Annotated in this window: 18 protein-coding genes; 5 read left to right on the top strand and 13 right to left on the bottom strand. The window is 73.4% G+C overall.

Annotated features, from left to right (window positions below; all coding sequences use genetic code 11):
• Window positions 1-114 precede the first annotated feature (114 nt).
• Window positions 115-1,518 (bottom strand): hypothetical protein, encoded by a 1,404-nt coding sequence (locus ACWD6P_RS34295; RefSeq protein ID WP_451448114.1) that lies wholly within the window; start codon window positions 1,516-1,518, stop codon window positions 115-117.
• Between the two features lie 590 nt (window positions 1,519-2,108).
• On the opposite strand from ACWD6P_RS34295, the gene ACWD6P_RS34290 reads away from it, so the two are divergent.
• Both ACWD6P_RS34290 and ACWD6P_RS34285 read left to right on the top strand, forming a co-directional pair.
• Complete coding sequence (locus ACWD6P_RS34290) at window positions 2,109-4,037, top strand: glycosyltransferase family 2 protein (protein WP_451448113.1); 1,929 nt, start codon at window positions 2,109-2,111, stop codon at window positions 4,035-4,037.
• Window positions 4,034-5,992, top strand: coding sequence for a galactose oxidase-like domain-containing protein (locus ACWD6P_RS34285; RefSeq protein ID WP_451448112.1), 1,959 nt, complete (start codon window positions 4,034-4,036; stop codon window positions 5,990-5,992). Before ACWD6P_RS34290 ends, ACWD6P_RS34285 begins: the two co-directional genes overlap by 4 nt.
• 208 nt (window positions 5,993-6,200) lie before the next feature.
• On the opposite strand, the gene ACWD6P_RS34280 is transcribed toward ACWD6P_RS34285, so the two are convergent.
• The 11 genes from ACWD6P_RS34280 to ACWD6P_RS34230 form a co-directional block, all read right to left on the bottom strand.
• Window positions 6,201-7,286 (bottom strand): glycoside hydrolase family 6 protein, encoded by a 1,086-nt coding sequence (locus tag ACWD6P_RS34280; protein ID WP_451448111.1) that lies wholly within the window; start codon window positions 7,284-7,286, stop codon window positions 6,201-6,203.
• A gap of 156 nt (window positions 7,287-7,442) precedes the next feature.
• Entirely contained in the window at window positions 7,443-8,177 is a 735-nt protein-coding gene (locus ACWD6P_RS34275; RefSeq protein ID WP_451448110.1) for a sortase domain-containing protein, read from the bottom strand.
• Complete coding sequence (locus tag ACWD6P_RS34270) at window positions 8,167-8,592, bottom strand: hypothetical protein (RefSeq protein WP_451448109.1); 426 nt, start codon at window positions 8,590-8,592, stop codon at window positions 8,167-8,169. The genes ACWD6P_RS34275 and ACWD6P_RS34270 overlap by 11 nt, the downstream gene beginning before the upstream one ends.
• 148 nt (window positions 8,593-8,740) lie before the next feature.
• Window positions 8,741-9,520, bottom strand: coding sequence for an HAD-IIA family hydrolase (locus ACWD6P_RS34265; RefSeq protein ID WP_451448108.1), 780 nt, complete (start codon window positions 9,518-9,520; stop codon window positions 8,741-8,743).
• Window positions 9,521-9,703: 183 nt separating this feature from the next.
• Complete coding sequence (locus ACWD6P_RS34260) at window positions 9,704-10,792, bottom strand: 2-aminoethylphosphonate ABC transporter substrate-binding protein (RefSeq protein WP_451448107.1); 1,089 nt, start codon at window positions 10,790-10,792, stop codon at window positions 9,704-9,706.
• 35 nt (window positions 10,793-10,827) lie between these two features.
• Window positions 10,828-11,625 carry an ABC transporter permease gene (locus tag ACWD6P_RS34255; protein WP_451448106.1) on the bottom strand — a complete coding sequence of 266 codons (798 nt, stop codon included), beginning with the start codon at window positions 11,623-11,625 and terminating at the stop codon, window positions 10,828-10,830.
• Window positions 11,612-12,562 (bottom strand): 2-aminoethylphosphonate ABC transporter permease subunit, encoded by a 951-nt coding sequence (locus tag ACWD6P_RS34250; RefSeq protein WP_451448105.1) that lies wholly within the window; start codon window positions 12,560-12,562, stop codon window positions 11,612-11,614. Before ACWD6P_RS34250 ends, ACWD6P_RS34255 begins: the two co-directional genes overlap by 14 nt.
• Window positions 12,555-13,730 carry an ABC transporter ATP-binding protein gene (locus ACWD6P_RS34245; protein ID WP_451448104.1) on the bottom strand — a complete coding sequence of 392 codons (1,176 nt, stop codon included), beginning with the start codon at window positions 13,728-13,730 and terminating at the stop codon, window positions 12,555-12,557. Before ACWD6P_RS34245 ends, ACWD6P_RS34250 begins: the two co-directional genes overlap by 8 nt.
• A gap of 1 nt (window position 13,731) precedes the next feature.
• Complete coding sequence (locus ACWD6P_RS34240; protein WP_451448103.1) at window positions 13,732-14,436, bottom strand: phosphonatase-like hydrolase; 705 nt, start codon at window positions 14,434-14,436, stop codon at window positions 13,732-13,734.
• On the bottom strand, window positions 14,430-15,551 hold the full coding sequence (locus tag ACWD6P_RS34235) for a TIGR03364 family FAD-dependent oxidoreductase (protein ID WP_451448102.1): 1,122 nt from the start codon (window positions 15,549-15,551) through the stop codon (window positions 14,430-14,432). The genes ACWD6P_RS34240 and ACWD6P_RS34235 overlap by 7 nt, the downstream gene beginning before the upstream one ends.
• A gap of 140 nt (window positions 15,552-15,691) precedes the next feature.
• Window positions 15,692-16,462 (bottom strand): GntR family transcriptional regulator, encoded by a 771-nt coding sequence (locus ACWD6P_RS34230; protein WP_451448101.1) that lies wholly within the window; start codon window positions 16,460-16,462, stop codon window positions 15,692-15,694.
• 113 nt (window positions 16,463-16,575) lie between these two features.
• On the opposite strand from ACWD6P_RS34230, the gene ACWD6P_RS34225 reads away from it, so the two are divergent.
• Window positions 16,576-16,941 carry a VOC family protein gene (locus ACWD6P_RS34225; protein WP_451448100.1) on the top strand — a complete coding sequence of 122 codons (366 nt, stop codon included), beginning with the start codon at window positions 16,576-16,578 and terminating at the stop codon, window positions 16,939-16,941.
• A gap of 30 nt (window positions 16,942-16,971) precedes the next feature.
• On the opposite strand, the gene ACWD6P_RS34220 is transcribed toward ACWD6P_RS34225, so the two are convergent.
• Window positions 16,972-18,108 carry an ROK family protein gene (locus ACWD6P_RS34220; RefSeq protein WP_451448099.1) on the bottom strand — a complete coding sequence of 379 codons (1,137 nt, stop codon included), beginning with the start codon at window positions 18,106-18,108 and terminating at the stop codon, window positions 16,972-16,974.
• 57 nt (window positions 18,109-18,165) lie between these two features.
• Between ACWD6P_RS34220 and ACWD6P_RS34215 the strand changes: the two genes are divergently transcribed.
• Entirely contained in the window at window positions 18,166-19,323 is a 1,158-nt protein-coding gene (locus ACWD6P_RS34215) for a Gfo/Idh/MocA family oxidoreductase (protein ID WP_451448098.1), read from the top strand.
• The gene (locus tag ACWD6P_RS34210) at window positions 19,320-19,793 is read left to right on the top strand and encodes a heme-degrading domain-containing protein (protein WP_451448097.1); all 474 of its coding nucleotides are present in this window, start codon (window positions 19,320-19,322) and stop codon (window positions 19,791-19,793) included. The genes ACWD6P_RS34215 and ACWD6P_RS34210 overlap by 4 nt, the downstream gene beginning before the upstream one ends.
• Window positions 19,794-19,948: the final 155 nt, after the last annotated feature.

Genomic DNA, 19,948 nt, shown 5'->3' with positions numbered 1-19,948 from the left:
GCAGCTGACTCTTAATCAGCGGGTCCGGGGTTCGAGTCCCTGGCGGCGCACGTAACACTGAGGCCCCTCGCCATGCGAGGGGCCTCAGTCGTATGCCGGCCGGGCGCGGGCCGGTCAGGCGGCCGGCTCCGCCTCGGGCCGCTCGGCCGGACCCCCCGCCGCCGGTGCGGTGAACAGGCCGGCCGCCATCCAGCCGAGCACCGGCGCGAGCGCGCCCGCCACGGCCGCCCAGGCGCGCCATCCGCCGTCCGCCGGGAGGAGCAGCGCCCCCGCGGCGGCCACCGAGACGGCCATGCCGGGCAGTACGCCGGCCGGCACCGTACGCGGCCAGTGACCGCCGGGCTCCAGCAGACGGGTCCGGCGGCCGGGGTCGACCCGGACCGGTCCGCGCGGCCGGGCGGCGGCGATCCGGGCGGCCTCGGCCGCGGGGATGCGTCCGGGCAGTTGCCGGCCGTCGTCCGTGACGAAGTCGGCGGGCACCTTGCCGCCGGTGTCGGCCGGGTTCCACAGCAGCCACCCGTCGGTGCCGGTGAGCACCTCGGCCGCGCGCCGGTGCACGGCCGCGAGGCGGAGCGGGACCGGGCCGTCCTCGGTGCGCAGGGTCAGACACGCGTAGCGAGCGGCGTTCTTGCGGTCGTCGCCGGACCCCGAGCCGCCGTCCGGCCGCTCCAGGTGTTCCGCCGCCCCGGTCACCGTCGCGCGCAGGGCGACCCAGCCCTTGCCGGGGCGGCGGCTCCGGCGCGGCGGGCCGGTGACGGACGTGCCCGCGACGACCGCGACCCCGGCGACCAGCACCCACACGACGGCGACGAGCACGGCACCGCCGTACGACAGGGTGCGGCCGGCGAGCTCCGCCTCGACGGCCGGGCGGCTGGTGGCGCCGACCGCGCCCAGCTCGGGCCGCTCGGGGACGTGGGCCACGAGAAGGGTGTCGCCCGGTTCCCGGACGCCGTGGTGGACCTCCGTACGGAAAGTGGCGGGGACGCCCCTGCCGCCGTCGGGCGCCGGAAGCCGGACGGTGTAGTCGGCGACGGACGAGGCGCGGCGGCTGGGCCCCGCCCGTTCGACATCGCCCACGGCGACCACCGGCAGCTCCTCGATCACAGGGCCGGCGCCGGCCATCCGTGCGGCCGTGGCATCGCGGTCCGGGTCTCCGGCGCCCAGGCAGCCGAACAGCACCAGCGCGGTCGGGACGGCGAGGAAGACCGCGCCGATCCGGGCCCAGGGCCAGCGGGATGCGTGCAGTACGGCGGGGACCGCACCGCTCGCCGCCGGCGCCGGGGCGCACTCCGCCGCCAGCGCCAGCTCGTACCCGCGCCGGGGCGTCAGCCGTCCGGCCGCCAGGACGTGTCCGGCGAGCGCCAGCACACATCCGGCCAGTGCGGCCAGCCCCGTCCACACCACGGCCGTACGCGACGGCCCCGCGTCCAGCAGCAGCCAGCCGGCGGTGAGCGTCAGCAGACCGGCCGGTCCGGCCACGGTCACCGCGCGGCCGAGCCGTACCGCCGCGGCGCTCATCCGCCCGCTCCGAAAACGCCGGTGACCGGCTCGTTCTTCACCTGTCGGTGCCCTTCTCGTGCTGTCTTCCCGTGCTGTTCGCCCGCGGCTGTGCGGTGGCGGCTGTTGATGCGGACGCCGGGGGCCGGTCCGCGGGTTCCCGTCGGAATTTCGCCCTCACGGCGGCGAGTGGCCCACAGGGACCATCACCCCAAAATCCGCCCGAAAGCGGCCAGTTACGGCCGACATCGGACGTAAGTAATGCGCGCTCCGACATACACGGTCCCGCATTGCACACCCTTGTCCGTATCCCCATCGGTCCGCCTTGCGATCATGAGGGTGGTTCGGGACCCTGACCTGGGAACTCGGCTGAAAATTGTCGGGTTCGGATGAAGTGGGGACAGCAGTACACCGGTTGGCGTGATGTGGACGCGGGGAGCCCGGCGCTTGGCAGGATCGCGGGGCGTGCATCATGAAACCGGAAGGCGGCGTTCACCGTCAGACGGTGTGGGCGGCCGACATCAGTGAGCCCGAGTCGGTCGAGGGGGACCGTGACTCGGGCCATCAGCAAACAGCACGCAGCCTGTTCTGCGTTGTGGGGGGATGGACTCATGACGTCGCCGCCTGACGGCGCCCGGCCGCAGCAACCGTACGACTCGTCCGCCACGGCACGCCTGCGCGTGCCACGCCAGCACTGGCAGCGGCGGATCCAGCGCAAACCGCTGCCGCGCTATGACTACGAGCACTACAGCCGGCTGGCCGGCCCGCTCACCCAGCCCGATCCGGACAAGCCCTACCGGGTCCGCTACCGCTCACTGCTCGCCGGTGAACCGCACCGCATCCGGGCGGCGCTGCTGCTCGGCGCGGCCCCGCTGGTCTCGCTCGGCCTGCTCGCCTGGCTGCTGCAGCCCGCTCACTGGACCCAACGTGATTACCCGGCCTATGAGTTCCTGCCGGTGCTGGACACCGTCATGCTGGTCTCGATCGGGCTGATCGAGTTCTTCCGGTGCATGAACGTGCTCTCCAACGCGCACGCCACGCTCGTCGCCCGCGACCCCGTCCCGGTCATACCCGAGAGCGGCACCCGCGTCGCCTTCCTGACCTCCTTCGTCCCGGGCAAGGAGCCCCTGGCGATGGTCACCAAGACGCTGGAGGCGGCGGTACGGGTGCGCCACCGCGGTCTGGTGCACGTCTGGCTGCTGGACGAGGGCGACGACCCCGAGGTCAAGGAGGTCTGCGCCCGCCTCGGCGTGCACCACTTCTCCCGCAAGGGCGTCGCGAAGTGGAACCAGGCCAAGGGCCCGCACCGCGCCAAGACCAAGCACGGCAACTACAACGCCTGGCTGGACGCCCACGGCGACGACTACGACTACTTCGCCTCCGTCGACACCGACCACGTCCCGCTGCCCAACTACCTGGAGCGGATGCTCGGCTTCTTCCGCGACCCGGACGTCGGCTTCGTCATCGGCCCCCAGGTGTACGGCAATTACGACACCTTCGTCACCAAGGCCGCCGAGTCGCAGCAGTTCCTCTTCCACGCCCTGATCCAGCGGGCCGGCAACCGCTACGGCGCGCCGATGTTCGTCGGCACCTCCAACGCCGTACGCATCAGCGCGCTCAAGCAGATCGGCGGGCTGTACGACTCGATCACCGAGGACATGGCGACCGGTTTTGAAATGCACCGGCACCGCAACCCGGCGACCGGGAAGAAGTGGAAGTCGGTCTACACCCCGGATGTACTCGCGGTCGGTGAGGGGCCGACGGCCTGGACGGACTTCTTCACCCAGCAGCTGCGCTGGTCGCGCGGGACGTACGAGACGATCCTCAAGCAGTTCTGGAAGGCGCCGTTCAGCCTGCCGCCGGGGCGGCTGTTCAACTACACCATGATGGTGATCTTCTACCCGATGTCGGCGCTGAACTGGATCCTGGCGGCGCTCAGCTGCGCGCTGTTCCTGGGGCTCGGCGCCTCGGGCGTCCAGATCGACCCGTCGGTGTGGATGATGCTCTACGGCAACGCCTCGGCGCTGCAGATCGGGCTGTACGTCTGGAACCGGCGGCACAACGTCTCGCCGCACGAGCCGGAGGGGTCGGGCGGGGTCGCCGGAATGGTGATGTCCGCGCTGTCGGCGCCGATCTACGCGCGGTCGCTGTTCGACGCCGCACTGCGCCGCAAGAGCAAGTTCGTGGTCACGCCGAAGGGCGACTCCTCCAGCCCGGACACCCTCTTCGGCACCTTCCGGATCCACCTCTTCTTCCTGACCGTCTTCGGGGGCTCGCTGGTCGCCTCGTTCTTCCTGGGGCACAGCCATCCGGCGATGGTCACCTGGGCGTCGCTGGCGATGCTGATCACGGCGGCACCGATCGCGGCGTGGCGGCTGAGCGTACGGGCGGCGCGACGGACGGCAGCCACCAAGGCCGCCGGTACCGGTGACACCTCCGATGCCGCGACGGACGGCGCCGGGCCCGCGGGCACGGCCGCCGACCAGCCCGCCACCGCCGAACAGACCCTGCAGATCGCCCTTGGGGGACGTCACACATGAAGTACCGTCCGAGCCGTCGCACGCGCAGAGTGGCGATAGCGACGGCGGTGGTGCTCGCGCTGGCCGGGATGAACGGGCCGGCGCTCTACGGCTTCGCCTCGGAGCAGTACCACCAGTACACGATCAACAAGCCCGAGTACAAAGCGGCCAACGGCCACTGGGACGTCGTCGACGTCCCGGACCGGTACCGCATCAACACCATCCACGCGGCCCTGCTGCACACCGGCAAGGTGCTGCTGGTCGCCGGCTCCGGCAACAACGCCGCGAACTTCAAGGCCAAGTCCTTCCGTACGGTCCTGTGGGATCCGGAGCAGAACACCTTCAAGAACATCCCCACGCCCAAGGACCTCTTCTGCGCCGGGCACACCCAGCTGCCGGACGGCAAGCTGCTGGTGGCGGGCGGTACCCAGCGCTACGAGAAGCTGCAGGGCGATGTGAAGAAGGCCGGCGGCCTGATGATCGTCTACAACGAGAGCCCGGACGCCCCGAGGACCTTCCCGGCCGGCACGCTCTTCACCGGCAAACAGAACGGCAAGACCTTCGCCGCCAAGGATCCGGTCGTGGTGCCGCGGGCGAAGAAGACCAAGGACCCGGTGACCGGCAAGGTGACCGTGACCCACAGCGAGGCCCGGGTCTACGTCGAGGCCCTCAAGGACGGGCCCGCCCACTCCACGGGCGCCCAGGACAACTACCGCATCCACGGCCTGTCCGGCGCGGACGCGCACAACTTCTACGGCATCGCGCAGAAGCTGTCCTTCGACAAAAAGGACTTCCAGGGCATCAAGGACTCCTTCGAGTTCGACCCCGTGGCCGAGCGCTACGTCCCCGTCGACCCGATGAACGAGGCCCGCTGGTACCCGACGCTGACCACCCTCCAGGACGGCAAGGTGCTCTCCGTCTCCGGGCTGGACGAGATCGGGCAGGTCGTCCCCGGCAAGCAGGAGATCTACGACCCGGCGACGAAGAAGTGGACCTACCTCGCCAAGCAGCGCTTCTTCCCGACCTACCCCGCGCTCTTCCTCACCGACCGGGGCCGGATCTTCTACACCGGCTCCAACGCCGGCTACGGCCCTGACAACATCGGCCGCACCCCCGGCATCTGGGACCTGAAGTCCAACTCGTTCCAGGTCGTGCCCGGGATGAGCGATCCGAAGATCCTGGAGACCTCGATGTCGGTGCTGCTGCCACCGGCCCAGGACCAGCGGTACATGGTGCTGGGCGGCGGCGGGGTCGGCGAGGACCCCCGGTCGACGGACCGGACCCGGATCGTGGATCTGCACGCCCCCGAGCCGCGCTTCAAGGACGGGCCGCCGCTCTACGCGAAGGCCCGCTATCCGAGCAGCGTGATCCTGCCGGACGACACCGTGCTGACCACCAACGGCTCCGGTGACTACCGCGGGCGCAGCGACTCCAACGTGCTCAAGGCGGAGATCTACGACCCGGCGGGCAACTCCGCGCGTCAGGTGGCCGACCCGCTGGTGGGCCGCAACTACCACTCCGGCGCGCTGCTGCTGCCCGACGGCCGGGTGATGACCTTCGGCTCCGACTCCCTCTACGCCGACAAGGACAACACCAAACCGGGCGTCTTCCAGCAGCAGATCGACCTCTACACACCGCCCTACCTCTTCCGGAAGTCCCGCCCCGAGCTGACCTCCGCGGGCCCGGCGAAGACGGTCCCGCTCGGCGGCAGCGCCACCTTCGGTGCCCCGCACGCCGACGCCATCAAGAAGATGCGGCTGATCCGGCCGGGCTCCTTCACCCATGTCACCAACATCGAACAGCGGTCGATCGCGCTGGACTTCACGGTGGCGAAGGGCAAGGACGGTGTGACGGTCACCCTGCCCAAGGACCCGTCGCTGGTGCCGCCCGGGTGGTACATGCTCAACGCGGTGGACGGGGAGGGCACGCCGTCGAAGGCGGTCTGGCTCAAGGTTCCCGCGGCGGCGCAGAAGTAGTAGCCGTACGGCACGGGCTACGGCGGTGGCGGCGATGACCGGCGGTGGCGGCGGTGGCAGTGGTTGACCGGCGGTGGCGGCGGTGACCGGCGGTGGCAGCGGTGACCGGCGGTGGCAGCGGTGACGGGGGCCTCGCGGGCCGCCGTCACCGCCGCGCCTCCGGTCGCCCCGCAAAGGCCCCGGGGCGCGGCCGCCGACGTGCCGTCAGCTACTTCCGCTGCGCCTGCCGGGCCAGCTCCAGGGCGTACCTGGGCCACCAGTCCCCCGCCTTGGGGCCTCCCTTGCAGGTGCCGTCGGACTCTCCGGGGCGTTTGATCCAGAGGTAGGCGGCTATCAGGGGGTCGCCGGTCTTGGTGGTGGGCGGGGTGCCCAGGGCGCGGCCGGACGGGTTGCACCAGTTCTCCCGGTCGTCGCCGCCCGGGGCCGGGCCGTTGCCGTTGCGGCTGGTGTCGATGACGAAGCGCTTGTCGCCGACGAGGGCGGAGAGCCGCTTGCCGTACGCCGCGTTCTCCCGCGTGGTCTGGTAGTTGGAGATGTTCAGCGCGAAGCCGTCGGCACGCTCGATACCGGCCCGCTTGAGCGGTTCGGCCATCGCGCCCGGGTCCTTGATCCAGTGGGGGTTGCCGGCGTCCAGATAGACCTTGGTGTGCGGCAGCGCCTTGAGCTTGCCGACCGCCTCCGTCAGCAGGGCGTAGCGCTCCTCGTGGAACTGCTGCGGGGTGCACTTGTCCGCGATGTGCGGCAGGGCGTCGGGCTCCAGGACGACGGTGGCGGGGCGGTCGCCGATGCCCTTGAGGACGCCGTCCAGCCAGGCGCGGTAGGCGTTGCCGTCCGCGGCGCCGCCCTTGGAGTAGTTGCCGCAGTCGCGGTGCGGGATGTTGTAGAGGACGAGCAGCGCCTCGCGGTCGGCCTTGGCGGCCGCCTCCGTGAAGCCGCGGGCCTCGCCCTGCGGGTCGTCGACGCCGATCCACTCGGCGACCGGCTGGGAGGCGATCCGGTCGACGAGGCGGGCATCGGCGGCCTTGCCGTCCTTGCCGTACGCGGAGACCTGACGGGCCGCCTTGCTGTCGGGGTTGACCCAGTACGGGGTGACGGACTTGGGGCGCTGGCCCGGTCTGCCGGGCGCCTGGCCGTCGTCGTCGCTGCCGGACGAGGAGCAGCCGGCGAGCAGCAGCGCCGCCAGCGCCCCCACCGCCGCCGAGCGCGCCGACGCGCCGCCGAGCGCCCTGCGGCGCCGGCCGCGGCTCTCGCCGGGCGGCCCGCTCCCGGCCGCCCACCATGGATTGCCGTACATCTACTCCCCCCTCGGAGCACGAACACGACCGGCGCGATTCCACCGGCCGGATCCATCGTGGCACACCGCCGCCCGTCGCAGCCGACCCTGTGGACAGGCCGTCCACAGGCGGCTACGGCGCTTGACGAATGCCGGTCGTAGGGGCTTCCCTCCGGCTCAGCCGCGGGCGCCCGGTGGCTGAAAACCCGTCAGGTACGCGGAGACCACGACGACGTCCGCGCCGTCCGCCCGTGCCCCGCCGCGGCCGTGACCGTGACCGTGACCGCCGCCGCCGGCGCCGATCAGCCGGAGCTCGGCGCGGCCCGGCTCCTGGACCGCGTACGCCCTGCGGGCGTCGAAGCGGCCGCGGTCGTGGATCGTGACGTCCTCGACGGCGAAGCGGACCGTGCTGCCGTCGGAGCGCCGGATGTCCACCCGCTCCCCCCGCTTGATGCCGGCGAGCGCGCGGAAGACGGCCCCGCGCCCGTCGGCGCCGGCGGGGGTGTCCGCCTCGGCACGGCCCGCCAGCAGCGCGGCGCCCGCCTCGCCCGGCCGCGGGCCGCCCGTGTACCAGCCGACGCGGTCCGCAGCGGTGGACGGCGGCGGGGCCGGCGTGCCGTCCGCGCCGAGGCCCCGCTCGACGAGGGGTGCCGCCCGTACGCCGAGTGCGCCGATGCTGATCGCCGTGGGCCGTACGGCGGCGGAGGCGGGCAGCGGGGCGTGCGCATGCGGCGGCGCCTGGCGGCCCAACGGGCGGCCGACGGCGGCGATATCGCCGGTCGTGGCGAGCCGCGCGGCCATCCCGTCCGACACGTCCCGCCCCCACAGCCACAGTCCCAGCAGCAGCGCCGCCCAGGCCACACCCGCCAGCAGTCTTCCGGGGCCCTGGCGCCCCTCCTCCTCAGCGCTCATCGGCCTCGCCCCGCCGTTCGCGGCGCAGCCGCAGCCGGAGCCGGAGCAGCTGCCCCGCGATGACGAGCACGGCGCCGCCGGCCAGCACCAGGCCGACGGCCGAGGTACTGCTCAGCTCGCCGCGCTGGGTGACCTGGGCGGCCGGGCCGGTGCGGCTCCCGTCGCCGGCGGCCCGCTCCGCGGATGCGCCCCGGGCGAGCGATCCGGTCTCCCCCGGTGCGAGCTCTCGCGAGGCGCCCCCGCGCGGCGGGCCGTCGCGCCGTGCGGCGGGGTCGGCCGGGGCCGCCGCGGACCGGGCCGGGGTGACGGAGACCGCTGTGGTCCCGGCGCCGCGTGCGTCCCCGCCGTACGCGGGCGCCGTCGTCACCGCGCAGGCCGCGAGCGCGGCACAGAGAGCGAGTTGCGGTGAGCTCATGGTGAACCTCCGTACGTCCGAAGGTCCGCCCGCGCGGGCCCGGCCGCATCCGGTGCGGTCCGAGGCTGCGCCGTTCGGGTGGGGCGGCCCGCCGGGCCGGGCTCACACCGGGCCGTCAGACCGCTTCACACCCGGCCGTCCGGCCGCCTCACACCAGGTCGACCAGGTCCGCGATCGAGTCCACGACCCGGGAGGGCCGGAAGGGATGCCGGTCGATCTCCTCGGGGCGGGTCAGCCCCGTCAGCACGAGGAAGGTCTCCATACCCGCCTCCAGGCCGGCCAGCACATCGGTGTCCATCCGGTCGCCGATCATCGCGGAGGACTCGGAGTGGGCACCGATGACGTTCAGCCCGTGCCGCATCATCAGCGGGTTGGGCTTGCCGACGAAGTACGGCTCGACGCCGGTCGCCTTGGTGATCAGCGCGGCCACCGACCCGGTCGCGGGCAGCGGGCCCTGCGGCGAGGGGCCCGTCTCGTCGGGGTTCGTCGCGATGAACCGGGCCCCGTCGTTGATCAGCCGGATCGCCTTCGTCAGCGCCTCGAAGCTGTACGTACGGGTCTCGCCGAGGACGACGTAGTCCGGGGCGTGATCGGTCAGGACGTAGCCGATGTCGTGCAGGGCGGTGGTCAGACCGGCCTCCCCGATGACATACGCGGTGCCGCCCGGCCGCTGCTCGTCCAGGAACTTCGCGGTGGCCAGCGCGGACGTCCAGATCGACTCCCAGGGCACCTCCAGCCCGATCCGATTCAGCCGGGCGTGCAGGTCACGCGGGGTGTAGATGGAGTTGTTGGTCAGTACGAGAAAGGGCTTGCCCGAGTCGCGCAGCCGCTTGATGAAGGCGTCCGCCCCGGGGACCGGGACGCCCTCGTGCATCAGGACGCCGTCCATGTCGGTGAGCCATGACTCGATCGGCTTGCGCTCTGCCACTGCCGGACTCCTGCCGTGCGTGTTGACCAGGGGCGACGGCCGCTCCCGCACGCGCGTGGGCCACACCGGTGACCCACGCTCGTACGTACGGCCGACGTGCCCAGCCTAAGTCAGCCGCCCCCACCCCGACCCCGGCGATCAGCCCGGTCTTCGGCGGGGCGGGCACGGCCCGCACGCCGCCCCTCAGCTCCCCGTGGCCCGTTTCCAGGCATCCACGTAGGAGTCCAGGTTCTTGTCGATGTCGTTCCAGTCGGGCTGGAAGATCTCGACGTTTTTCATGATCTTGGTGAGGGCGGTGGCGTTGGGGTCGGTGGGCTTGATGTCCTGGCGGGCGGGGAAGCCGCCGCCGATGGCGGAGACCTGGTGCTGGACGGGCTCGGAGAGCAGGTGGTCCAGGAACTTCCTGGCGTTGGCGGCGTGCGGGGCGTTCTTGACCAGGCCGGCGGCGTACGGGAGGGCGAAGGTGGTGGGTGGGGAGCCGGGGGCGGCGGCGGGGAAGAAGATGCCCTGGTTCGGCATGGACTTCATGTTGGCGTAGTTCATCTGGACATCGCCGTTGGCGACCAGGAGCTCGCCCTTGTCGGTCTTGGGGGCGAGCTGGCCGGTGGAGGAGGACGGGCCGACGTTGTGGGCCTGGAGCCTGCCGAGGAACTTCATGGCCGGGCCCTGTCCGCCGAAGTCGTGCAGGGCCTTGATGAGGACGGCGGTGCCGTCGCCGGCGACGCCGGGTGTGGAGTACTGGAGGCGGTTGTCGAACTTGGCGGCCAGCAGGTCGTGCCAGGTGGCGGGGGGCTTGGCCAGTTCCTTCTTGTTGTAGATGAAGCAGAAGTAGTTGTTGACGATCGACGTCCAGGTGCCGGCGGGGCTCTTGTCCGCGGCGGCCACCCGGTCGGACCCCTTGGGGCGGTAGGCCTCCAGAAGGCCCTTGCCGTCGGCCTGCTGGATGAAGGGCGGCAGCGTGACGACCACGTCCGCCTTGGTGTTGGCGCGTTCGCGGGCCAGCCGCTGGACGGCCGCGCCGGAGCCGGACTCGACGTAGTTGACCTTGATGCCGGTCTTCTTCTCGAAGCCCTTGAAGACCTGGTCGTAGAAGCCGTCACCGCGCTCGCTCTTGAGACCGTCGGCGCTGTAGACGGTGATCTCCTTGGCGTTCGGGTCGGCGGTGGAGGCGCCGCCGCAGGCGGTCAGCGAGGCGCCGAGGACGAGGGCGGCGCAGCAGGCGGCGAGCGGCCGGCGGAGGGGGCGGCGGAGGGGGCGGGGCGCAGTGGGCATGGCGTGGTGACTCCTGGGGCGGGAAGGGGTGTCGGTCAGCGGTAGGCGGCCCTGGTGCGGAGGCGGGAGACGGCGAGGAGGGCGAGGAGGGTGGTGGCCATCAAGGTCACCGCGAGGGCGGCGCCCGCGAAGAGGGAGCCGCGGTCGGTGGCGGCGAAGATCTGGACCGGCAGGGGCATCCAGTCGGGCGGATAGATCATCATCGTGGCGCTCAACTCCCCCATGGACAGGGCGAAGCAGAGCCCGGCGGCCGCGGTGAGGGACGGCAGCAGCAGGGGGAGCTTGATCCGCCACAGGACGTAGCCGGGGCGGGCGCCGAGGCCGGCCGCGCACTGTTCGTACGCCGGGTCGAGCCGGGCCAGCGCGGCCGTCACGGACTGGTAGGCGAAGGCGGTGACCAGCACGGTGTGGGCGATGACCACGATCTGGGGGGTGCCGTTGAGCAGGACCGGGGGCCTGGAGAAGGCCACGAGGAGGGAGAGGCCGACGGCCACGGAGGGGACGGCGATGGGCAGCAGGAAGAGCCCGTCGAGGAGGCGGCGGGTGCGGCGGCCGAGCTTCTCGGCGGCCAGCGCGGCCCAGGTGCCGGCGGTGAGTGCGGCGGCGCTCGCCGCCAGGGCCGTCAGCACACTGGTGAGCAGCGCGCCGAGCGCGTTGCCCCGGGCGATGTCCTGATAGTGGCTCAGTGTCGGGCCCGACGGCAGGGCGCCGCTCCAGCTGGTGGCGAAGGACGCAGCGACGATCACCAGGAGGGGGAGGGCGAAGACGGGGAGGAAGAGGGCGAAGAAGAGGGTGTGGACGGCCCGGCGGGCGGTCCTGCTATGCACCAGCACGGTGGGGCGCACCTCCTGGACGCGGGCCGGCGCCGCCGCCCGTACGGGACATCACGGTCCGGTAGAGGGCGTAGAGCGCCACGGACAGCGCGATGTTGACGACGGCGACGACGCAGGCGCCGGTGTAGTCGCCGTCGAGGATCGCCTTGGTGTGGACGAGCATCGGGAGGGTGACGACGTCCTTGGCGCCGGTGAAGAGCACGATGCCGAACTCGTTGAGGCCGAGGACGAGGACGAGCGCGCCGCCGGCCGCGAGCGAGGGCAGCGCCTCCGGCAGGATCACCGTCCGCACGATGCGCCAGGGCCGGGCGCCCAGCGAGGCCGCGGCCTCCAGCTGACCGGTCTCCACCTGCGAGAAGGCGGCGAGCAGCGGCCGCATCACGAACGGGGTGAAGTACGTGACCTCGGCCAGCAGGACGCCCCAGGGGGTGTGCAGGAAGTCCAGCGGCCCGTCGGCGGCGCCGGTGACGTCCGTCCACAGGCCGTTGGCCATGCCGACGGTGCCGTAGAGGAACAGCAGGGCGAGGGTGATCAGGAAGGAGGGGAAGGCCAGGAAGACGTCGATGAAGCGGCCCAGTGCCCGGCCGCCGGGGAACGGGACGAAGGCGATCACGAGGGAGAGCGCCAGGCCCAGGAGGAGCGCTCCGGCGGTGGCGCCGGCGGCGATCAGCACCGTGGTGGTCAGGGCGCTTTTGAAGGACGCCTCGGCGAAGACCTCCGCGTAGGGGGCGGTGGAGTGGCCGCCGCCGTCCTCGGGGGTGACGGACTGCCACACCAGCAGGGCCAGGGGGTGGAGGAAGACCAGGGTGAGGGCGGCGACGGGCGGGAGGGCCCAGAGGGCGGCGCGGGCCTTCGGCGGGCGGGTGCGCCGGTCCGGGTCCGCCGCCGCGGGCGCCGCCGCGGGTGCGGTCGCCGGTGCCGTCGCGGTCCTAGCCATGCCGCACACCGTCCTCGCGGGCCGGGGCGGCGCCGGTGAGCCCGGCCGGTATCAGCACCGCGTCCTGCGGCGCGAAGTGCACGGTCACCTCGTCGCCCAGGGCCGGTGTGGCACGCAGCTCCCGTACGTCGGCCATGACGCGATGGCCGTCGACGGACACGTACAGCCGGTGGGTCGCGCCGCGCCACTGCACCTCGGTGACCGTGCCGCGCAGGGTGTTGGCGGTGCCGCCGCCGGCGCCCAGACCGACCAGATGCGGCCGTACGCACAGGGTCGCGGCGGCGCCGGCGGCCACGCCCGCCCCCACGGGCACGGCCAGCCGGCGCCCGCCGAGGTCGACTCCGCCGCCGCCCGCGCGCACCGTCACCGGCAGCAGGTTCGCCGTCCCGACGAACGACGCGGTGAACTCGCTGCGCGGGCGCCGGTAGAGCTCCTGCGGGGTGCCGCAGTCGCGCAGCCGGCCCGCCTCGAGCACCGCGATCCGGTCGGCCAGGGTCAGCGCCTCGACCTGGTCGTGGGTGACGTAGAGGAGGGTGACATCGGGCAACTCGCGGTGCAGCCGGGCGAGTTCGGCGAGCATGCCGGAGCGCAGCTGGGCGTCGAGGGCGGACAGCGGCTCGTCCAGCAGCAGTACGCCGGGGCGGATGGCCAGCGCCCGCGCGAGGGCGACCCGCTGCTGCTGGCCGCCGGAGAGCTCGCGGGGGTGCCGGCCGGCGTAGGCGGCCATACCGGTCATCTCCAGCGCCTCTGCGACCCGGCCGGGGATCTCGGCGCGCGGGGTCTTCTGGGCCCGGAGGCCGAAGGCGACGTTCTCGGCGACCTTCATGTGCGGGAAGAGCGCGTACTGCTGGACGACCATGCCGATGCCGCGCCGGTACGGCGGCAGCCCGGTCACGTCCCGGCCGCCGATCAGCACCCGCCCCGAGGCCGGCCGGGCGAAGCCGGCGACCGCCCGCAGTGCGGTGGTCTTGCCGGAGCCGGACGGGCCGAGCAGGGCCATCACCTCGCCCGGTTCGACGGTCAGATCGAAGGAGTCCAGGACGGTGTGCTCACCGCGCTTTCCGTAGGCCACCGAGACGCGGTCGAAGCGGATGCCCGACGCGGGGCGGTCCGGTGGTGCGGACCGGCCGGCGGCCCCGGCGGCCGCCGCGGGGGCGGGGGCGGCCATCTCACACCACCCCCAGCAGCGCGGGCAGTTCGGCGACCGAACCCAGGACGTGGGTGGCGCCGGCGGCCGTCAGCCGCGCCGCGTCGTGCGCGCCGGTGAGCACTCCGGCGACGACCGAGGCGCCGGCCCGGCGGCCGGAGAGCATGTCGTACGAGGTGTCGCCGGCCACCGCGATCCGCTGGACGGAGTCGGTGGCGTGGGTGCGCAGCAGCGCGGTGAGGACCAGGTCGGGGTAGGGGCGGCCGCGGCCGCCGGCGTCGGCCGGGCAGAGGGTGAGCGCGGCCAGGTCCTGCCAGCCGAGCGCGCCGAGGACGGCGTCCTGGGTGACGCGGGCGAAGCCGGTGCAGAGCACGACGGTGCAGCCGGCTTCCTGGAGCGTCTCGATGGCCTCGCGGGCGCCGGGGACGGGCGCGATCGCTCCGCCGTCGACCAGCTCGCCGTACGCCGTCTCGAAGGCGGCGTTGGCGCGCCGGGCGGCGGCCTCGTCGCCGAACAGGTGGCGGAAGACGGAGATCTTGGACTCGCCCATGGTGGCGCGCACATGGGCGAGTTTGCCGGCGTGGTCGGCGCTGCCGGGCTCGACGCCCAGCTGCCGGGCGGCCGCGTCGAAGGCCTGCTCGACCAGGCCGTCGTCGGCGACGGTGGTGCCGGCCATGTCGAGCACGGCCAGTTCGATGGAGTCGTCGGTGGTCAACGGGCTCACCATCCCAGTTCGTTCGCGGTGGTCTCGGCGATGGCCGGGGAGCAGGTCATACCGCGTCCGCCCGGCCCGGTGACCAGCCAGACGCCGTCGCGGGCCTGCTGGCGGTGGACGACGCGGGAGGGGTCGGTGCACTGGGCGTAGACCCCGGCCCAGCGGCGGCGGATCCGGGGCAGCGGGCGGCCCAGGAGGGAGGCGACGACCCCGGTCAGATGCTCGTAGGGCTCCTCGACGGTGTCGAAGGCGAAGGGGGTCTCGTACTCGTGGGTGTCGCCGATGGTCAGTCCGCCGTCGGCGCGCTGCACCATCAGCAGCTGCATCCGGTGCTCGGCGGCGGTGGGCGCCTGGGCCTGGCCGGCGTTGAGCGCGTCCAGGGCCTCGCCGCGGTACGCCGGGTAGTAGCGGAAGCTGTCGGCGTCGGCGACCGAGGTGGTCAGCGGCTCGCCGAGCGGATCGGTCTGCATCATCTGGAGGCGTACGCGGCGCACCGGCAGGTCGGGGACCAGCTCGCGGACCAGGCCGCCGAGCCAGGCGCCGGTACACAGGACGACCGCGTCGCCGTGGTGGACGTCGCCGTGGTCGTCGCGTACGGCGCGCTCGCCGACCACCTCGCGGACCTCCCGGCCGCCGAGGTAGCGGTAGCGGCCGGACCGCAACAGTGCCGCTTTCAGGGCGCGTGGGGCGGTGCGCGGCTCCACTGCGGCGTCCCGCTCGCACCACAGGGCGCCGGTGAAGGTGCCGCGCAGGGCGGGGTTGAGGTCGCGGGCCCGGTCGGCGTCGAGCAGGCGGTAGCCGCGGGCGGCGGCGTCGGGGCGGCGGACGGCGGCCTCGGCGACCGCCCGCTCGGCGTCGTTCCTGACGACGGTCAGCGAACCGATGGCGCGGAAGCCGACCTCGGGGACGCGGGCGCCGATGGCCTGCCACAGTTCCCGGGCGCGCAGGGCGGTGGCCAGCTCTTCACCGCCCGCCCGGCCGCTGACCCAGATCTGCCCGAAGTTGCGCACCGAGGCGCCGCGGGCCTCGGCCTCGCGCTCAATGTGCAGGACCTCGTGGCCCCGCTCGACTGCATGCCAGGCGTGCATGGTGCCCAGGACGCCGGCTCCGACGACTATGACTCGCATGCCCCAGACGGTCGTGGCGGCGGGTGACCCGCAGGGACCGGTTCGACGACGCGATGGTGAACAGGCCCCCAAACTTGGCCTAGACCCGTTACCCTTTCGTGATGTCGCCGGGTCCGGCGGGCACGCCGTCCGTGCCCGCCTCAGTCCCGTGCCGGTGTGCCCAGGTGGGCGGTGAAGGAGAACCGGTCGCCCCGGTAGAGCGAGCGCACCCGCTCCAGCGGCCGGCCCTGCGTGTCCCGGGACAGCCGGTGGATCAGCAGCATCGGCAGTGCGCCCGGAGTGCCGATCAGCAGCGCCTCGCGCGGGGTGGCGAGGACGGTCTCCAGCCGCTCGTCCGCGTCCCCGAAGCCGATCCCCAGCCGCTGGCGGAGGTAGGCGTAGAAGGAGGAGTCCGGCGCGAAGTCGGCGGCCAGGCCGGGGACCCGTTCGACCGCGACATAGGTGCTCTCCAGCCCCACCCGCTCGTCGTCGGCGAGCAGCACCCGCTCCATGTGCCATACGGGGTCCCCGGCCGCGAGCCCCAGATCGGCGGCGAGCGCGGGCGGGCAGGGGAAGCGGTCCAGGCCGACGAGGTGCCGCCCCGGCCTGCACCCCTGGCCGCGTACGCCTTCCGTATAGCTCGCGAGGGAGAGCGGCTGCTCCAGCTTGGGCCCGGCGACGACCGTGCCGCGCCCCAGCCGCCGCAGCCGCCCCTCCAGGACCAGTTCGCGCAGGGCCTGGCGCAGCGTCTCGCGGGAGACCTCGAAGCGCACCGCCAGCTCGCGCTCGGTGGGCAGCACCTCCCCCTCGCCCAACTCGTCGAGCAGTGCGGCGATTTCCACCTTGGCCGCGTAGTACTTGGGGATGCGTCCGTGCTCGGGGATGCCGGACCGGACGGGTGCGCCAGGATCCTGGCCGTACGGGAACTCCACGCCGCGATCCTCGCACTGTCCGGCGCGGTAGCCGGTGACCGGGGCCGGGGACGGTCCGGGGCGGCCGGGATATCGGGAAGACAGGGACCGGCGGCTGTGGAACGCTTGAGCGCATGCTCGATCACTTAGCGATCCAGGTGAATGACGTGGCCGCCAGCGCCCGCTTCTACGACCAGGTCCTCGCTCCGCTCGGGGGCAGACGGACCAAGGAGTTCGGCGAGTTCATCAGCTTCGGCACGACGGGGCACACGCTCTGGCTCGTGCCCGCCACGGACCAGGGTCCGGGCCGCGAGCTGCATCTCGCCTTCACCGCGGCCGACCGTGCGGCGGTCGAGGCCTTCCATGCCGCCGCGGTCGCGGCCGGCGCCGAGTCGCTGCACGCGCCGCGGGTGTTCCCCGAGTACCACGAGGCCTACTACGGGGCGTTCGTCCGGGACCCGGACGGCAACAACGTCGAAGCGGTCTGCCATACGGCGTAGGGCCCGGGCCGCCCTTGGCGCCGGCCGGCGTCAGCCGAAGAGCGGGGCGAGCACCAGCTCCGCCGCCCCGTCGGCGACCGCCTGCGCGCCGCCGTGGGCGAGCGCGACCGATACGGCGGTCCCGGTACCGGCGCCGCCGCGGGTGCGGGCCTGGGCGGCCAGCTCCCGGGCCACTCCGCTCAGGAACGGCTCGGGGTCCTCCAGTACGGTGCGGCCGCCGAGCAGCACCCGGTCGATGTCCAGCAGCTCGACGAGGTTGGCGGCGCCGACGCCCAACGCCCGGGCCGCGCCCGGCAGATCGCCGCGGGCCACCGCCGCCAGGCACAGCGCCTCGATGCAGCCGCGCCGTCCGCAGCCGCAGCGCGGGCCGTCCAACTGCACGATCTGGTGGCCGAATTCACCGGCGCCGGTACGCGGGCCGCGGTAGAGGCTGCCGCCCAGGACGAGCCCGGCGCCGAGGCCGGTGCCCAGATGCAGATAGCCGAAGGAGCCGGCGTCCGCGGGCATCGCCTGGGCCAGGCCGAGCGCGGCCGCGTTGGTGTCCTTGTCGAGCGCGACGGGCAGGCCGAGCCGTGCGGCGAGGGCGTCGCGCAGGGGGAAACCGTCCCACTGGGGCGCGCCGGTGACGCGGTGCAGCACTCCGGTGGTGTGGTCCAGCGGGCCGGGGCAGGCCACGCCCGCCCCCAGGACCAGCGGCCCGCCGGACTGCGCGAGCAGCGCGGCGACCTCGCGTTCGACGCAGGTCAGCACCTGCTCGGCGCCCGCCTCGAACGCGAGCGGGGTACGGCGCACGGCGACCGCGCGGCCCGCGAGGTCGGCGAGCACGGCGGTGAGCTCATCGCGGTCCAGGTGCAGGCCTATCGCATGCCGGGCGCCGGGGACCAGGCGCCAGACCGTGGCGGGCTTGCCGCCCGTCGAGGCGCGGCGGCCCGCCTCGGCGGCCAGGCCCTCGGCCCGCAGCCGGGCGGTGATCTTGCTGACGGCCTGCGGGGTCAGGCCCGTGTGCGCGGCGAGCTCCAGCCGGCTGACGCCCTCCTCGCCGGCCGCGCGCAGCAGCCCCAGCACCAGCGCGGTGTTGTGACCGCGCAGCGCGGGGAGATTGGCGCCCGGGCTGCCGGCGAAGCCGCCGTGCGGGGCGGCACGGGAGGGAAGGTCGTCGCTGCTCACCCGCCCATTGTTCCGTGGCGGCTTGCACTTTCGCAACAGCGTTGCTTAAGTGGGCCCATGAGTGAGACGAGCACGAGCGAGCAGAACGAGACGAGCAACCAGCGTGCGACGAGCGGCCTCGCCCCCTCCCCCGGCGGCCCGCTCCGCGTCGGCCTCCTCGGCTACGGCCTGGCGGGCTCGGTCTTCCACGCCCCGCTGATCGCGGCCACCGACGACCTCCTGCTCGACACCGTCTCCACCTCCAGCCCGGAGCGCCAGGCCCAGGCCCGCACCGAGCATCCCCAGGTGCGTACGGTCACCACGGCGGACGAGGTCCTCGACCGCGCAGCCGACCTCGACCTGATCGTCATCGCCACGCCGAACAAGACCCATGTGCCGCTCGCCACCGCCGCGCTGGAGGCCGGTCTGCCGGTCGTCGTCGACAAGCCGCTGGCCGCGACCGCCGCCGAGGCCGAGAAGCTCGCCGCGCTCGCCGACGACCGCGGCCTGCTGCTGTCGGTCTTCCAGAACCGCCGCTGGGACAACGACTTCCGCACCGTCCGCAAGCTGATCGAGGAGGGCGCCCTCGGCGAGGTCCAGCGCTTCGAGTCCCGCTTCGAGCGCTGGCGGCCGCAGCCCAAGGGCGGCTGGCGCGAGTCCGGCGACCCGGCGGAGATCGGCGGACTGCTCTACGACCTCGGCAGCCACCTCGCCGACCAGGCCCTGACGCTCTTCGGCCCGGTCGTCTCCGTCTACGCCGAGTCCGACGTCCGCCGCCCGGGTGCCGAGGCCGACGACGACACCTTCATCGCCCTCACCCACGCCAGCGGCGTCCGCTCCCACCTGTGGGTGAGCGCCACCGCCGCCCTGCTGGGCCCCCGCTTCCGGGTACTGGGCAACAAGGCGGGCTACACCAAGCACGGCCTGGACCCGCAGGAGGGCGCGCTGCGCGAGGGCCGGCGGCCGGGCGACGAGGGCGAGGAGTGGGGCGTGGAACCGAGGTCCGGCTGGGGCCGGCTCGGCGCCGGCGCGTCCCCGCGCAGCGGCGGCGGCGAGCCGGTGGAGACGCTGCCGGGCGACTACCCCGCGTACTACGCCGCGATCGCCCGCGCCCTGCGCGAAGGCGGCGCACCGCCGGTGACCGCCCTCGAAGCCGCGGCCGCGCTGCGCGTCCTGGAGGCCGCGAAGCGCTCGGCAGCCGAGGGCCGTACGGTCCGCATCGAGGCGGGCGCATGAACGGCATACCGGCCACCGACGAGGTACGCACCCTCGAAGACCAGGAACAGCGCCTGATCTTCGACACCTTCAGCAACGACGACGCCTGGGCACTGGGCACCCGGCTGGTGGAACTGGCACGGGAGCGCCGCGCCCCGGTAACCATCGGAATCCGCCGCGGCACCCAGCAGCTCTTCCACTGCGCACTACCGGGCACCTCCGCCGACAACGACGCCTGGATCGCCCGCAAGTCCGCCGTCGTCGAACGCTACGGCGAGTCCTCACTCCTGGTCGGCGCCCGCTTCCGCGCCAAGGGCCGTACGTTCGAGGACTCCTCCCACCTGGCCCCGGACCGCTTCGCCGCCCACGGCGGCGCGTTCCCGATCCACGTGCGCGGCACGGGGGTGGTGGGGGTGGTCGCGGTGTCGGGGCTGCGGCAGGGGGAGGATCATGCGTTGGTGGTCGAGGCGGTGTCGCTGGCGCTTAGCTGACCCTCCACTGCGCTTGACTTCCCACGTTTTCGGCCCTTCCGCTGCGCTTTGCCTGCCGCGCACGTTTTCGGCTTTCCCGCCGTGGGGGTTTGTCGCCGTTGCGCCTGCGGCGGGCGGTGCCGCTGCGCGGGGCTGTTCGGCTGCCGGTGACGGTC

Source organism: Streptomyces sp. NPDC002446 (assembly GCF_053595675.1).
Note: the sequence above shows the minus strand (reverse complement) of the source record. Positions and strands in the feature narration are given on the sequence as shown.